This is a genomic window from Sessilibacter corallicola, from assembly GCF_021290925.1.
GTDB lineage: Bacteria > Pseudomonadota > Gammaproteobacteria > Pseudomonadales > Cellvibrionaceae > Sessilibacter > Sessilibacter corallicola.
Genome location: NZ_JAJSLX010000003.1, coordinates 451475 through 465412 on the forward strand (window position 1 = coordinate 451475; position 13938 = coordinate 465412).

The window sequence follows — 13938 nt, forward strand, 5'->3', positions numbered from 1 at the left end:
TTATTAGCTAAAAAAGCGCCTTGATGCGGGATTACATAAAGCGCAAAGAAACAGAATTCCCTACTTAGTCGTAGGGAATGGAATTAAAATTGTTCTATGAGATGAACTTCGTGCTTTTTACGAAAATCAGATAACGCTAAAAACGTTAATAGAATCAGTGCCGAGTTGCGTATCTGGCTTGGTTAATCGCCAAATATTTTGTGATCCACGAATTAACAAGATTAATCGGTGATCGAGCAACATCGGTTACAGGCTTGATTAATTCCGCGATAGGTTTGTCGAGTAACTTTCTGGATTCTAATTTTTCAAGATAAGATAAAACATTTCCTTCGAGGATTTCGATTTCTAACGGGTACTCGCTCTTTCTCAATACAAAAATCAATTCCATTTGAGTGCGCAAATAAAAGTCTAAGTAATAAGGCTTTTTTGCGTCAGATTCCGATAATTTATTGCAGATTGTATGAGCAAGCAAATACAAGGTAGCAGCCTCTTGCCAATGTTCTTGATCAATTTTTTGCCGTCCAAAATTAACAAGACGTACCCATGTATTTATTGCTTGGCAAGTGGAAACATTGGAAATCTTTTTATTGAACGCGCAAAAATTGATAGACATATTTAGGCCGCTTCTGTTGATTCGTATTGTTTAATGAGCTGCTCAACCCACTTTTCAATTCGCTCATCAGTGAGTTCAAATTGCTGATCTTCATCGATCGCCAAACCGCAAAACATGGATTTGTCTTCGTTGGCAGCTCGTGATTCAGCAAAGTCGTATCCTTCCGTGGACCATTCTCCAATTACGTGAGCGCCCGCTTTTACCACTTTTTCTTGCAACCAACCCATGGCATCGACAAAATAATCGCCGTAACCCAATTGATCGCCAAGACCGTACAACGCCACTACTTTGCCGGATAAATTGGTGGCGAGAATATCTTCTTCGAAGTTTTCCCAATCTTCCTGAATGCCACCAAAATCCCACGTTGGAATTCCGAACAAAATAAAATCGAAGGATTCGATTTCGGTTGAGGTAGTATCGACCACATTAATAACCGATACATCAACGCCGTAATTCGCCAACTGAGTGGCAATTTTATTTCCGACTTCTTCGGTCATTCCGGTATCAGTTCCGAATACCAATCCGACACTCTGTGATAAAAGCTTGCTCATTAACGTCTTTAACCTTCCATTTTTACTATGGCTCAAATGATAATGAATATCATTTGCGGATGTCAATAAGAGAGTTTATCAAGTACGTGCGCTATGTCTAATTATAGGAGCCTCTGATTAACCTCAACATTACTCAGCGTGATCTCAAGCGTGCAGTTGCAAGGCGCCGTTTGTAATTAATGGCCCTTTCTATAACAGACAGTGGGGCCTTAATAAAAACGGCAACGCCGCAAATGTGCACTTGAGACACGCTCTTCGGGGCCTGCCAATAGGTTTTAATGAGCCATCAAAGCCCCACAGCGCGGTCTATAGAAGCTATAGCCACGAGATTGGATATGCCCTTTTAGTATTGATCGAACGCACATTATAAAATCTCATAGTTGATAATCTAAATAATAATTATTATCATTTGCTTAAAGCAAAGGTGATTATTATGAGAAAAACGCTCTTCACTCGTATTCAAATAGCTCAAATTTGTTTCATCAGCGCAGGCTTAAGTTCTGTGCCCTTAACGGCCTCCGCCGAGAATTTAGAAACCGTTACTGTTTTAGGTACCCGAACCGAACGCTCCATCAATGACATTGACGCCACCGTTTCAGTGATTACTGAAAAACAGATTAAAGCGGAAATTGCGCGAAATATTTCTGATGTTATTCGTTTTGAACCCGGCGTAAGTACCGGTGGCACAGGCAGTCGCTTTGGTATTGACGGCGTTAATATTCGCGGAATCGGCGCAAACCGCGTTTTAATGTTAGTGGATGGCGTTAGAACGCCTGAAGAATTTTCCTTTGGTCCGTTTTTAAGTTCTCGTAGAGATTTTGTCGATGTGGCAAGTCTTTCTCGGGTAGAAATCGCCAGAGGCCCTATTTCATCACTGTACGGCAGTGATGCTCTTGGTGGTGTGGTTGCCTTTACTACTAAAAAACCTTTTGATTATTTAAACGAAAAAAATATTTATTCGGATATTTCCACGGGTTTTGATTCTGCGAATGAAGGAATTTCTACCAGTGTCAGTTTAGCCGGTGGCAATGAAAAAATTGCAGGACTGATCCACTATACGTATCGCGATCACAACGAAACCGACACGTTTGGCGGTAATTCTGGATTGGGTGCTGATCGCGAAGAAGCAGATCCGCAAGAGATTGAATCCAATAACTTCAACGCAAAAATTCAATTCAAACCTTCAGAAAGCCATCAGTTTTACCTAAATGTTGAGTCTTTTGATTCGGATTCTGACTCGGTAATTCTCTCGGATTTCACGCCTGAAGACGAAATCGATACCACTGACACAGACATTAATCGTCGAACCAGTGACGACACCAAAGAAAGACAGGCGTTTTCGGTTAATTATCAAGGACAGTATTCCACGGCATTGTTAGATCGAGTGAATGCCACCGCCTATTGGCAAAATTCAGAAAGCGAACAGGATACCTTCGATTTACGCACCACCACGTCGCAGCAATCCAGAATTAGAACCGCTGAATTTGAGCAAGAAATTATTGGCTTTAATGCGCAATTTGATAAAAGTTTTGCCATCAATAATTCCAATCACTCGCTCATCTACGGTATCGATTATTACCAAACCGAATCGGAAAGCATGCGTTTTGGATCAACCACCGACGTAGCAACGGGTGCACCTGTTTTCGAGTTTTTCCCGTTTCCAACACGAGATTTTCCAATCACTGAAACAATTCAGTACGCGGTATTTATTCAAGACGAAATTAAAATCGGCAAATTAACCATCACGCCAAGTATTCGCTACGATGATTACTCCGCTGATGTACAACCCGATGCAATCTTTTTCAGCGGTAACCCAGGCTCACCAGAACCGGAAGATTACGACGACCAAGAAGTGACGAAGCGATTAGGCTTTGTCTACGACATCGACGATCAATGGACAACTTACGCACGTTACAGTGAAGGCTTTCGCGCCCCACCCTACGACGATGTCAATGTTGGCTTTTCTAACTTAATTGGCGGTTACAAAACCATTTCTAACCCGAATTTAGAATCCGAATACAGCCAAGGGTTTGAACTCGGTTTACGTTTTTCCAATTCTGTATGGAACGCGCAATTAGCGGTATTTAAAAACGACTACGACGATTTTATTGAGTCCTTTGCAATCGCTCCACAATTTGCCTCAACGTTTGGTGTGGACCCAGCAGACGGTTTATTAACATTCCAATCAATCAATTTAGATGAAGTGGAAATTGAAGGTGTTGAGCTAAAAGTAGAAGCGGACTTAGAACAATTTTCTAATGCGTTGTCTGGTTTCACATTGAAAACATCCATTGCTTACGCTGACGGAGAAGATAAACAAACCGGTGAACCGATCGACAGTGTTGATCCGTTATCTGCCGTATTTGGTTTGAAATACGCCAAAGGCGCTTACGGCGGCAGCTTGTTATTCACCGCAGTAGAAGGAAAAGATGACAACGACATCAGTGATGGCAGCGGTATTCAATCGGTTGGTGGATACGGAATTGTCGATTTAATTGCCAACATCAATCTTACCCAAAAATTGTCGTTGGATTTTGGTATCTACAACCTCACCGACAAACGTTACATCCGCTGGGCAGATGCCAGAACCATCGGCACCGATGCGCCTGGACGTTTTACTCAACCTGAAATTAATTCGCGCGTTAACCTCACCTGGGAGTTTTAAATGCGGCTTTTTGCAAAACTACTGACGCTACCGCTTCTTTTTTTAGCTGAGAATAATTACGCAGATTCGCAATTTAATCATTGCGACCCGGCTAAAAATACGGATCGAATTGTTGTCGCGGGTGGATCAATTACTGAGATTTTGTATTTTTTAGATAAACCTCACAATATTGTCGCTACCGATATCACGTCAAATTATCCGAAGGAAGCCAGGAATTTTCCGTCGGTTGGTTACGTTCGAGATTTGTCGGCAGAGGGATTATTAAGTATCAAGCCTACGTTAATTTTGGCGGAACACGATGCTGGCCCTCCAGAGGTATTATCACAATTATCTCGATTAAATCTGGATATTCGTGTTATTCCCGAGCAATACAATGCTACTGGCATTATCGACAAGGTTAATTGTGTTGCTGAAATTATGGGAATGAGCGCAGAAGACACCCGTCTTGCAACCGCAGAACTCAACCAAATTATTCAATCGTTGGATAAACACACGAACAACACAGATTTAAAAGTGGGCGTACTCCTAAGCACTTCCGGCGGATTAATGATCGCAGGCGTAGAAACATCCGGTAACGGAGTTCTCGCTATGGTGGGTCTTGAGAATGCGTTTAATGAAGTGAATGGATGGAAGCCCGTTACGAAAGAATCTATGTTGAAAGTAAACCCAGACGTATTACTGACGACTCAACGAGCGTTGGATTCCGTGGGAGGACTCAAAGGTCTTACCCAAAACGCTGCAATAGGCTTAACACAGGCAGGAAAAACCAACCAAATATACGCTTTTGATGGCATGGCCCTTTTAGGTTTTGGCCCTCGAACCCTGGAAGCGGCGTATCAATTACTGGAAATTTCCGAGCAAGTAACAGCCAATCATTAATGCCTAATTAGCGTGTGAGTTAGCCCGTAAACTAGCCTATGAATAATACGATTATCTCTGAAAATAGCGCCAATTATAAAAGATACCAGCTAAAGGTCGGCTGGCTAGGCGTCTTAGTCATCGCCCTAATTGCTGCTTTGTTGTTGGCGTTAACTTCTGGAGCAATCTCTATCAATATCACTGATTTAGTATTGAATGCGTCTGAAAATAACGAATTAGAACAGCAAATATTTACTGAAATACGTTTACCGCGTGTCATTCTTGCCGCGTTCTGCGGTGCGGCTTTGGCGTTGGTGGGTGCGGTTTTACAAGGATTATTCAGGAATCCGTTGGCAGACCCCGGACTCATTGGCGTTTCAAGCGGTGCCGCAACCGGAGCTATTGCGTGGTTAACTCTGGGGCATTTTCTGTCATTGAGTGCAGAATTAAATGTTTATTTATTGCCTTTATCGGCGTGTGCAGGTGGCGTTTTTGTCACTCTATTGCTTTATTTTATGGGTAAATATTGGGGACGTTACAGCCTTGCCACCATGCTACTTATTGGAATTGCGTTAAATGCAATTTCTGTGAGTATTATCGGCGTATTTCAATTTATTGCTGACGATACACAACTGCGATCTTTAACGTTCTGGTTAATGGGCAGTTTCGGACGCGCACAATGGCCAACATTAACACCGGTCATTATTACCGTTACGGGGTGTGCCATATTTTTATTATTTTCGTCGAAAAAATTGGATCGTCTACAACTCGGTGAATCTACCGCATTAACCTTGGGCGTGGATGTTCGACGAATAAAAATCCAGCTAGTTATCGTCAGTGCCATAGCCGTAGGCAGTGTTGTTGCGATTAGCGGCATTATTAATTTTATTGGCTTAGTGGTACCTCATATTGTTCGACTCATTGGCGGAGCGAACCATCGTTTCGTGTTACCCGCTGCTATGATTCTCGGTTCCATTCTAACCGTATTATCGGATCTGGTCGCACGTATGCTGTTACCACCGGCAGAACTACCCGTCGGATTAATTACCAGTTTGATTGGTGCCCCCTTCTTTCTTTGGTTAATTGCTAGGAGCAAGACATGAGCCTAGACGCAAAAAACATCAGCTTTAACACCAAAAACCAAAAAATTATCGATAACATCTCATTGACTTTACAGCCTGGCGAAGTACTCGTTCTGTTAGGCCCAAACGGCGCCGGAAAATCAACACTGCTCAAATTGCTTTCCGGCGAGATTAAACCGAGTAACGGTGAAGTACTCATTGATGAAACATCAATAACCAAACTTTCATTGGCTGAGCAAGCGTGTAAAAGAAGTTTTATGTCTCAGCAAGTTGCCATTAATTTTCCGTTTTTCGTTATCGATGTATTAACGATGGGATGGCTTGACGAAAACGGTGACCAACAAGAGTGCAACAAGGCACTACTCTTTTTATGCAAAGAATTTTCCTTGGAAGGTCTGCTGTATAAAAAATACAATCAATTGTCGGGTGGAGAGCAACAACGCGTTCAGTTTGTTAGATCATTAATTCAATTGTGGCGCGGTTCAAACTCTTCTCCTGAGCCCCGTTATTTGTTACTCGACGAACCCACAGCCAGCTTAGATTTTAATTTCGAAATGAAGCTACTAAGCTATTTAAATAAAGTTAAAATTTTAAATATAGGCGTATTAATTATATTACATGATCTAAATCTAGCAGCACGCTATGCCGATAGAGTACTGTTAGTGGATGACGGTTCTATTGTTCAATATGGCTCTGTCAAAGATGTATTTCAGCCTAAACTATTATCTGAAGTCTTTAGGCTACCCATACTGGTTGAATATCACGATGAGCTAGAAAGGCTTGTTGTTCACGCACAGTAAATTTAAAAACCATTTTAAAATCAGGAACTATTGCTATGCACGCAAATGCACTGGTTACAAATCTAGAAGTTGAAATTATTGACTTTGTTAACAGTCAAAAAAGTCTTCATTTAGCAAGCAAGGATGCACATGGTTTGCCCTACTCTACCTATGCACCTTTTTCTTGGGAAAATAACCGCTTCAATATCATTATTAGCGATTTAGCTAAGCACGGTATTAATCTGCGGTATAACCCAGAAATTTCAATTTTAATTATTGAAGACGAAAAAACGGCGAAACACCTATTTGCCAGAAAAAGAATTCAGTATCAAGTTGTCGCTGAATGCTTAAGAAAAGATTCCCCCAAGCAGCAGCTTGCTTTAAATAATTTAAAGAAACGGTTGGGTGATCAAGTTGGCATGCTGAACAAACTGGAAGATTTTAATGTTTTTCAGCTAACACCCATTGCAGGAAGGTTTATCAAAGGTTTTGGCGAAGCTTACGAGGTTATCGGATTGAACCGCTCGGTTACGCAATTGCGTGATGGACACAAATTTAAAAAATAATTAAGAAATTTATGTCTGCTTTAGAGTTCCAGCCAGAAATAAACCTTATTCGTTACAAAATAAGAAACGGATCTGAACCCGATAATCCAACATTGTTTTCCTTGTGGTTTAACTACGAGGAAAAACTGTTATCGGGTGATAACTGTCTTAAGTTTCAACGATCCATATACGAATCTCAATTTAATTTATTATTGGATGCAGTGATAGACGAACTGGTCCCCAAGCATTGGCGCTGCCAGTGTTTGGACCAGATCTACCGCCCTCTTACCGCTTTAAAAAGAATCTCCAATAACAAAGAATCAGAGTCGAAAATAAAACGGCTTCTGTATGAGCTGTCTGTTACATCTCATTATGTTGAACATAGTCTTATGATTTAAGGAACGCTTTCTATGACCGAATTTAGAACTGAAAAAGATAGCATGGGTGAATTACAAGTCCCTGTGGATGCCCTTTATGCCGCCCAAACCCAGAGAGCGATCAACAATTTTCCAATCAGTGGGAAATCCATGCCGGAGTCTTTTATCCGCGCACTGCTGTTGGCCAAGCAATCCGCTGCCATCGCCAACAGTAAACTCGACCAAATTCCAACCGATATGGCAGACGCTATTAGCCAAGCGGTAGACACCTTATTATCTGATAATTTTATGCAACATTTTCCTGTTGATATCTACCAAACAGGATCTGGCACCAGTTCAAACATGAACGCAAATGAGGTACTCGCAACCTTAGCGAGCGAGATACTTGGAAAACCGGTTAGTGCCAATGACCATATTAATTACGGACAAAGCAGTAACGACATTATTCCAACATCGATTCACATCAGCTCGGCTATTGAAGTTCACACTAATCTTATCCCATCCTTGAAGCACTTGATTGAGACGATCCGTAAAAAATCACTCAGTGTGGATTCTTACATTAAAACAGGCCGCACTCATTTGATGGATGCCATGCCGGTTAGAATGAGCCAAAGTTTGGACGTTTGGGCGGATCAAATTGAAGAGAATTTAGGCCACCTTGAAAACCTTCAAAACAGCCTGCAAAGCCTCGCTCAAGGCGGAACAGCCGTGGGCACTGGAATTAACGCACATCCCGATTTTTCTGATGCTTTCTGCCAAACCTTGAGTGAGAAACTAGGCATCCAATTTAAACCGGCGAAAAACCTGTTTACTCGAATTGGTTCTCAAGACACAGCGGTCTCACTTTCTGGTCAACTGAAAAGTATTGCGGTTTCGATCATGAAAATCGCTAACGATCTTCGGTGGATGAACTCTGGCCCGCTCGCTGGTCTCGGTGAAATCGAACTGCAAGCCCTGCAACCGGGCTCGTCTATTATGCCGGGCAAGGTTAACCCAGTAATACCAGAGGCCGCCGCAATGGTCTGCGCACAAGTTATCGGAAACGACGCAACCATTACTGTTGCCGGTCAGTCGGGTAATTTTGAGCTGAATGTGATGCTACCTGTAGTTGCGAGTAACCTAATCGAAAGCATCCAACTGTTAAGTAATGTCAGCCGATTACTCGCCGATAAAGCGATTGCAACTTTTGTTGTGCGTGAAGATAAACTCCAAGAAGCGCTTTCTAAGAATCCTATTCTTGTTACCGCATTGAATCCCATCATCGGTTATTTAAAAGCTGCGGAAATTGCAAAAACCGCATACGCACAAGGCCGCCCCATTATTGATGTCGCCGAAGAAAATACTGACCTCAGTCGCGCCGAGCTAGAAAAACTGCTTAACCCAACGAAATTAACTCAAGGCGGTTTATAACCAAATAACCTACGTTCACAGGCAATTTTCTTTTCATGCGCTCTGTTTTTGTGAAAAAATGGAAAGCAGTAATTATTGCAGTCAACTGATATCGCGGCAGAAAACTTACGACTCATGTGATTATTTGGTTGCTGCCTTGTGAACGTACAAAAATATTATTTAGGTTTGCGTTTAATTTTGAAAAGGGACTGCTGGCTCCTATAGCCAGTAATCAACACATTAAAAAGGTATGCAATTATGCGTCGAATAGCGTCTTTCATAACCACCAATCTCTTGCTTCTTATTGCATTAGTATCACCTGTTTCAGCCCATCCCGGCCATGATCACAGCCATTGGCTGAGCCCTGCGATGCATTCTGTTTACTTTATTTCTATTCTTCTTTTAAGCGCCTGCCTTGCCTGGGGTGCGGTGTTATTATTCAAAAAAGTCACTGTTAACCGTAAAGGAAAATAATATGAAGGGTTATATCTTACTCAACTTATTGAATAAAGTTTTCAAGTTTGAAACTGTTCAAGCTCATTGTGATATTCCCTGCAAAATTTATGATCCTATTATTGCGCAGATATCAGCGTTAAGTGTGGTTAGATTTTTGGATTTAATTGCAGAATTGGAAAAGAAAGATGAATTAACACTTGCCGATCAAGCTCAATTAAGTCGACTCGTTAAAGAAAAAGAAACTCACGTTGAGCAAGTTAAACATGAGGTTCGCGTAATTTGGGGTGATTACTTCAAACAACCTCAGTTCGATCAATTTCCCGATGCGAGCAAACTCGTTCATGATCTTATGCTTGCCGGTTCTGCGTGTAAGCAACACATCGATCGAGACAAAGGCATGAAACTGCTTGAACTTACCAATCAGTTTGCTGAAATGTACTGGGCTACGAAAAACGTCGCAACCTACAAAGCGAAAAGCCCTTATTTACCCGAAGAACTCGTGGTATACCCAAAGCTTCAGTAATGAAAATAAAACTGTTTAAAGTGAGTGGGGAAAGTATGCTCCCCACTTTTTTTGATGGCGACTACGTGGTTACCTGGCGCAGTCGTTTATCAAAAATAACCATTGGTGATGTCGTTGCTATTGATCACCCAAGTTATGGCTTGATTATCAAGCGAGTTACCGAATTAAACGCCAACGGCTCTTGTTTTGTTGCTGGCGATAACCCCAACAGCACGCCTCAATCTTCGTTCGGATTAATTGATAAAAACCAAGTTTTAGGTAAAGTTATTTATCATTCATCACCGCGTTGATCTCGGTGAAATATCCATCAAACTCTATCAGCCCTTTTCTTACTCCCTTTTTGCATCCCGGTTCTTAATCGACCTTCTCTGCACGCAAAATAATCTATTTGTGCAGCAAAAACTATCAAAACGCAATTTTGCGATAGTCATTGATTAGTAATAGTTGTTGGTTTTTGATAAATCGGATGCTCACCACAGAATCCATCTAGTATAAAAACCTCTGTTTGATTTATACTCACTGGTCAAAATTTAATACCGTGAAAAGCTGATATAACAATGAAAGTACTTTCTATTAATGTGTCACAAGTAAAAACTGTTCAGTATTTGGATAAGGAAGTCACGACCGGATTTTATAAACGCCCTTGCGACGGCCCTGTCACTGTTCGCAAACACAATATTGACGGCGATAAGCAAGCCGACTTAGTCAATCATGGTGGTGAAAGCAAGGCGGTATACGCATTTTCATACCATCACTACGAATACTGGAAAAACGTATTCAATGAAAATGATTTAAGTTTCGGCGCCTTCGGAGAAAATCTAACCGTATCGCATTTGGACGAAAATGAACTGTGCATTGGTGATCAAGTTCGATGCGGCACGGCTTTACTGCAAGTCAGCCAGCCAAGAGTGCCCTGCTTTAAATTTGCAATGGCTTTTAACAATAAACAAGCACCTAAACTGTTTATCCAAAACTTCCATACTGGGGTTTATTTTCGGGTTCTCGAAGAAGGCCTTGTTAATACCGAAGATGAACTCAGTATTGAGCAAAAGCACCCCGACAGCGTAACGGTCAAAACTCTATTTCAAGCGTATTTCGATAAAAATGCCGACGATGCTGAAAATACTCTATTAAAAGCGTACGCAATGCCGGAATTATCTTCGGAATGGAAAAACGACATTAAGCAAAAACTCAAGTTGTGATTACTGACCGAAAGCTTTTCGAACTTAAAGAAGGCTTTTGTTGGTATAGCAATGAAAAATGAATGAAGGTATGGATTATTACAGGAAGTATTTTAACTGTTTATAACACGCTGAAATTCAATGAACATTTTAAATATTAAACGTAAAATATTGTATTAATATTTTAATTAACGCAAATAAAAATTAGGGATGTGTAGAATGCCTTCTTGAATATAAATACAAAAGGATCACTACCAGTGAATGGCAAAAAAGTACTGATTGTTGGCGGAGCTTCAGGTATAGGAAAATCCCTGGCGCTTAAAGCTTCCGAAGCTGGCGCCGAAGTTTACATAGCGTCGAGAAATGCCGACAAACAGGAAATAGAATCTAAAAATACGCATTGTCTTTCGGCAGATGTAACGGTAGAAAGCGATATTTGCGATCTCTTGGGTCAGATTGGCGAAATTGACCATTTAGCGGTAACGGTAAAATCACCTTTAGTTGTTGATGATTTTAAAAATTTAAACGCAGAAGAAACGCGCTCAGCTTTTGAGACTAAATTCTGGGGGCAATACAACATTGCCAAACACGCGCAACACCAAATTCGCAAAGGCGGAAGCATTACCCTAACCTCCGGCACACTTGGACAAAAACCACACTCTGGATTCAGCACAATGAGTATTATCGCAGGTGCTGTTGATTCTCTTTCAAAAGCATTGGCATTAGAACTCGCCCCCATCAGAGTCAATGCTGTGGCACCGGGTTTTAAAACGTTGAAAGAAATGGAAGACAAAGTTCCGCTAGGACTTGGCACCAGCGAACAAATGGCAAACTCGTATTTTTATTTAATGAACGACGACTATATTACCGGAACCACCATTGTCACTGACGGCGGAGCGCTGATTTCCTAAATTGAGCCATCCACAAGTGCACGAATCATCAAAATATTCGTGCACTTGATTAGAAAACAAAAATTTTTATTACGTTAGTACTGAAAGAATTATTTAGAAAAATAGCCTTTCTCAGACACAACTTTTCCTACCATAGCAAAGTGCTCTTCACTGCCTTGTACCCCAAAGACATCAACCAGCCGATTAATCATATTAAACAAGCAAGCCACATTGGTGGCGTCTTCAATGGTTTCTTCTTTAATACCGGCGTTGCGCAATGGAGAAATATCCAATTCTTCCGAGATTTCATGGGAGTTCAGTGTTATTTTTTCCACGAACACTAACAATAGCCTTAAGTTTTCAGAAATACCTTGAATGCCTTCAACTGAATTTTCTAGGCTTGTCAGTAAGGCTTGATCACCACCTAAATCTTTTATGATAGCTTTATGCGCTTGAACACAAAAAGTACAGTGGTTAAGTTTGGAAACGTGCGCAGCAATCAATTCTCTTTCGATTTTAGTTAATTCAGAATTTTCTATCATCGTATTTTGAAGAAATTCCAACACAGGCTGGTAATAATTTCCACGGCGCATAAAAACTTCCATAATTCCTTCGAAGTTTTTTGAATAGCTAAAATTACTCATTCTTGGCAACCCATTTATCTATTTGAATAATCATTTCATTTTGACACTGGGCAACGCTGAAAGAAAAGTAGTTAGATATGAATAATTTCTAACATTTACGCACTAAAAAATATGAAAGCTTTTAATGATTCTTACAGATCGAGCATTAACACACCCGATCGCGCACGCGACACACAAACCAACATTCGATCATGTTTCGATTTGACAGAATCGCTTAAGCACTGATCACGGTGCTCAATAATCCCTTCAATGACGCCACATTCACAACGGCCACAAACGCCCGCTCGGCAACCATTGTCTATCGTAACTCCGGCCCGCTCTAAAACATCTAAAACCGATTCCTCTGCTCCAACTGACAAACGCTTGCCGGTTGAAGCAAGTTCAATCTCGAATGGTTTGCCAGAAGCGTCAGTGGAAAAAGCTTCACAATGAATGTAACCGTCAGGTATTTCCAGATCTAACGCGATTTGCTGTACCGAACGAATAAGTGATTCTGGCCCACAGACATAAAAATGCGAACCCAGTGATTGTTTCTCAAGTAATCCGCGAATATCGCAACGGTGTCCACTTTCAGACAGATATGCAAAGAATTTATTTCCTACGCATTCACGTAATTCATCAATATAGACGCCGGATCGATCTCGATAACTGTAATGAAGTTCAAACTGGATATCTCGAGAGATAAATTCCGGGATGTAAGACAAAAATGGGGTAACCCCTATGCCTCCAGCAATCAATACGTGTTTGCGTGCAGACCAAACAGGCGGGAAAAAATTAGCCGGTGCGTCAATTAATAATTCGTCACCTTCTGCGACAAGATCGTGTAAATACGCTGAACCACCTTTTGAATCATCCTGTTTTCGTACGGCAATGATATAAGTACCGGGTCTCTTTGGGTCGGTGATCAACGAGTAAGCGTTAGCAATTGGCTTTTCACCGGCAATATTAATCACAATGTGCGAACCGGGAGAATACGCCGGTAATGGATGATTGGACGGGACTAAAACAAACTCCTTCACCGCCGATGATAAGCGTCTGATACTTGCCACAGAAACAACATATTGCAGAGTTTTCATTGACGGTAATGCAAACCTATAAGTATTGAGTTAAGGAGCCTCTGATTAAGACAACTAAATAACGAATCAGATTTTTTCTATTTCTAAGATTTATCGGACGTTAAATTTTTACGGTGCCAATTTTAAACAAGAATGAATTTATCTTTTTTAGCTTATGGATTTATTTTTGAATGAGCACTATAAATTTATTGTATTTAACGAGCACTCTTATTTTTATTCATAATTGATGAACAAATATAAGGCAAAAATAGTTTTATTTGTATAAATTAATTGTCGAATTTTTTTGCTTAAATAAGTCCGTGTACTCTC

16 protein-coding genes are annotated in these 13938 nt (G+C 40.9%); 12 read left to right on the forward strand and 4 right to left on the reverse strand.

Annotated features, from left to right (window positions below):
* Positions 1-154: 154 nt before the first annotated feature.
* Positions 155-613 (reverse strand): hypothetical protein, encoded by a 459-nt coding sequence (locus LU361_RS16120; protein ID WP_233089918.1) that lies wholly within the window; start codon positions 611-613, stop codon positions 155-157.
* A 2-nt stretch (positions 614-615) separates the two neighbouring features.
* A complete protein-coding gene (locus LU361_RS16125; protein WP_233089919.1) occupies positions 616-1164 on the reverse strand; it encodes a flavodoxin in 549 nt (182 codons plus the stop codon).
* A 433-nt stretch (positions 1165-1597) separates the two neighbouring features.
* Between LU361_RS16125 and LU361_RS16130 the strand changes: the two genes are divergently transcribed.
* The 12 genes from LU361_RS16130 to LU361_RS16185 all read left to right on the forward strand — a co-directional run bounded on the left by LU361_RS16130 (position 1598) and on the right by LU361_RS16185 (position 11930).
* Positions 1598-3829: a TonB-dependent hemoglobin/transferrin/lactoferrin family receptor gene (locus LU361_RS16130; RefSeq protein ID WP_233089920.1), complete on the forward strand. Its 2232-nt coding sequence runs from the start codon at positions 1598-1600 to the stop codon at positions 3827-3829.
* The gene (locus LU361_RS16135; RefSeq protein ID WP_233089921.1) at positions 3830-4708 is read left to right on the forward strand and encodes a heme/hemin ABC transporter substrate-binding protein; all 879 of its coding nucleotides are present in this window, start codon (positions 3830-3832) and stop codon (positions 4706-4708) included.
* A 38-nt stretch (positions 4709-4746) separates the two neighbouring features.
* A complete protein-coding gene (locus LU361_RS16140) occupies positions 4747-5790 on the forward strand; it encodes a FecCD family ABC transporter permease (protein ID WP_233089922.1) in 1044 nt (347 codons plus the stop codon).
* Positions 5787-6569: an ATP-binding cassette domain-containing protein gene (locus tag LU361_RS16145; RefSeq protein WP_233089923.1), complete on the forward strand. Its 783-nt coding sequence runs from the start codon at positions 5787-5789 to the stop codon at positions 6567-6569. Before LU361_RS16140 ends, LU361_RS16145 begins: the two co-directional genes overlap by 4 nt.
* Positions 6570-6604: 35 nt before the next feature.
* A complete protein-coding gene (locus tag LU361_RS16150; protein ID WP_233089924.1) occupies positions 6605-7114 on the forward strand; it encodes a pyridoxamine 5'-phosphate oxidase family protein in 510 nt (169 codons plus the stop codon).
* Positions 7115-7125: 11 nt separating this feature from the next.
* The gene (locus tag LU361_RS16155; protein ID WP_233089925.1) at positions 7126-7491 is read left to right on the forward strand and encodes a hypothetical protein; all 366 of its coding nucleotides are present in this window, start codon (positions 7126-7128) and stop codon (positions 7489-7491) included.
* A 12-nt stretch (positions 7492-7503) separates the two neighbouring features.
* Positions 7504-8880 (forward strand): class II fumarate hydratase, encoded by a 1377-nt coding sequence (locus LU361_RS16160; protein ID WP_233089926.1) that lies wholly within the window; start codon positions 7504-7506, stop codon positions 8878-8880.
* A gap of 237 nt (positions 8881-9117) precedes the next feature.
* The gene (locus LU361_RS16165; RefSeq protein ID WP_233089927.1) at positions 9118-9333 is read left to right on the forward strand and encodes a hypothetical protein; all 216 of its coding nucleotides are present in this window, start codon (positions 9118-9120) and stop codon (positions 9331-9333) included.
* Position 9334: 1 nt separating this feature from the next.
* A complete protein-coding gene (gene sodN / locus LU361_RS16170; RefSeq protein WP_233089928.1) occupies positions 9335-9838 on the forward strand; it encodes a superoxide dismutase, Ni in 504 nt (167 codons plus the stop codon).
* Positions 9838-10128, forward strand: coding sequence for a S24/S26 family peptidase (locus tag LU361_RS16175; protein WP_286206508.1), 291 nt, complete (start codon positions 9838-9840; stop codon positions 10126-10128). The genes sodN and LU361_RS16175 overlap by 1 nt, the downstream gene beginning before the upstream one ends.
* Positions 10129-10395: 267 nt before the next feature.
* Positions 10396-11040 (forward strand): MOSC domain-containing protein, encoded by a 645-nt coding sequence (locus LU361_RS16180; RefSeq protein WP_233089930.1) that lies wholly within the window; start codon positions 10396-10398, stop codon positions 11038-11040.
* Positions 11041-11276: 236 nt separating this feature from the next.
* Complete coding sequence (locus LU361_RS16185; RefSeq protein ID WP_233089931.1) at positions 11277-11930, forward strand: SDR family oxidoreductase; 654 nt, start codon at positions 11277-11279, stop codon at positions 11928-11930.
* 89 nt (positions 11931-12019) lie between these two features.
* Here the strand turns inward: LU361_RS16185 and LU361_RS16190 are convergent, their stop codons facing one another.
* Together LU361_RS16190 and LU361_RS16195 are read right to left on the reverse strand one after the other, a co-directional pair.
* The gene (locus LU361_RS16190) at positions 12020-12553 is read right to left on the reverse strand and encodes a carboxymuconolactone decarboxylase family protein (RefSeq protein ID WP_233089932.1); all 534 of its coding nucleotides are present in this window, start codon (positions 12551-12553) and stop codon (positions 12020-12022) included.
* A 131-nt stretch (positions 12554-12684) separates the two neighbouring features.
* On the reverse strand, positions 12685-13629 hold the full coding sequence (locus LU361_RS16195) for a PDR/VanB family oxidoreductase (RefSeq protein WP_233089933.1): 945 nt from the start codon (positions 13627-13629) through the stop codon (positions 12685-12687).
* Positions 13630-13938 lie beyond the last annotated feature (309 nt).

Excerpts from the sequence above, each read along its gene's own strand:
- LU361_RS16120 (WP_233089918.1), bottom strand. The coding sequence starts at position 613 with ATGTCTATCAATTTTTGCGCGTTCAATAAAAAGATTTCCAATGTTTCC.
- LU361_RS16125 (WP_233089919.1), bottom strand. The coding sequence starts at position 1,164 with ATGAGCAAGCTTTTATCACAGAGTGTCGGATTGGTATTCGGAACTGAT.
- LU361_RS16130 (WP_233089920.1), top strand. The coding sequence starts at position 1,598 with ATGAGAAAAACGCTCTTCACTCGTATTCAAATAGCTCAAATTTGTTTC.
- LU361_RS16135 (WP_233089921.1), top strand. The coding sequence starts at position 3,830 with ATGCGGCTTTTTGCAAAACTACTGACGCTACCGCTTCTTTTTTTAGCT.
- LU361_RS16140 (WP_233089922.1), top strand. The coding sequence starts at position 4,747 with ATGAATAATACGATTATCTCTGAAAATAGCGCCAATTATAAAAGATAC.
- LU361_RS16145 (WP_233089923.1), top strand. The coding sequence starts at position 5,787 with ATGAGCCTAGACGCAAAAAACATCAGCTTTAACACCAAAAACCAAAAA.
- LU361_RS16150 (WP_233089924.1), top strand. The coding sequence starts at position 6,605 with ATGCACGCAAATGCACTGGTTACAAATCTAGAAGTTGAAATTATTGAC.
- LU361_RS16155 (WP_233089925.1), top strand. The coding sequence starts at position 7,126 with ATGTCTGCTTTAGAGTTCCAGCCAGAAATAAACCTTATTCGTTACAAA.
- LU361_RS16160 (WP_233089926.1), top strand. The coding sequence starts at position 7,504 with ATGACCGAATTTAGAACTGAAAAAGATAGCATGGGTGAATTACAAGTC.
- LU361_RS16165 (WP_233089927.1), top strand. The coding sequence starts at position 9,118 with ATGCGTCGAATAGCGTCTTTCATAACCACCAATCTCTTGCTTCTTATT.
- sodN (WP_233089928.1), top strand. The coding sequence starts at position 9,335 with ATGAAGGGTTATATCTTACTCAACTTATTGAATAAAGTTTTCAAGTTT.
- LU361_RS16175 (WP_286206508.1), top strand. The coding sequence starts at position 9,838 with ATGAAAATAAAACTGTTTAAAGTGAGTGGGGAAAGTATGCTCCCCACT.
- LU361_RS16180 (WP_233089930.1), top strand. The coding sequence starts at position 10,396 with ATGAAAGTACTTTCTATTAATGTGTCACAAGTAAAAACTGTTCAGTAT.
- LU361_RS16190 (WP_233089932.1), bottom strand. The coding sequence starts at position 12,553 with ATGAGTAATTTTAGCTATTCAAAAAACTTCGAAGGAATTATGGAAGTT.
- LU361_RS16195 (WP_233089933.1), bottom strand. The coding sequence starts at position 13,629 with ATGAAAACTCTGCAATATGTTGTTTCTGTGGCAAGTATCAGACGCTTA.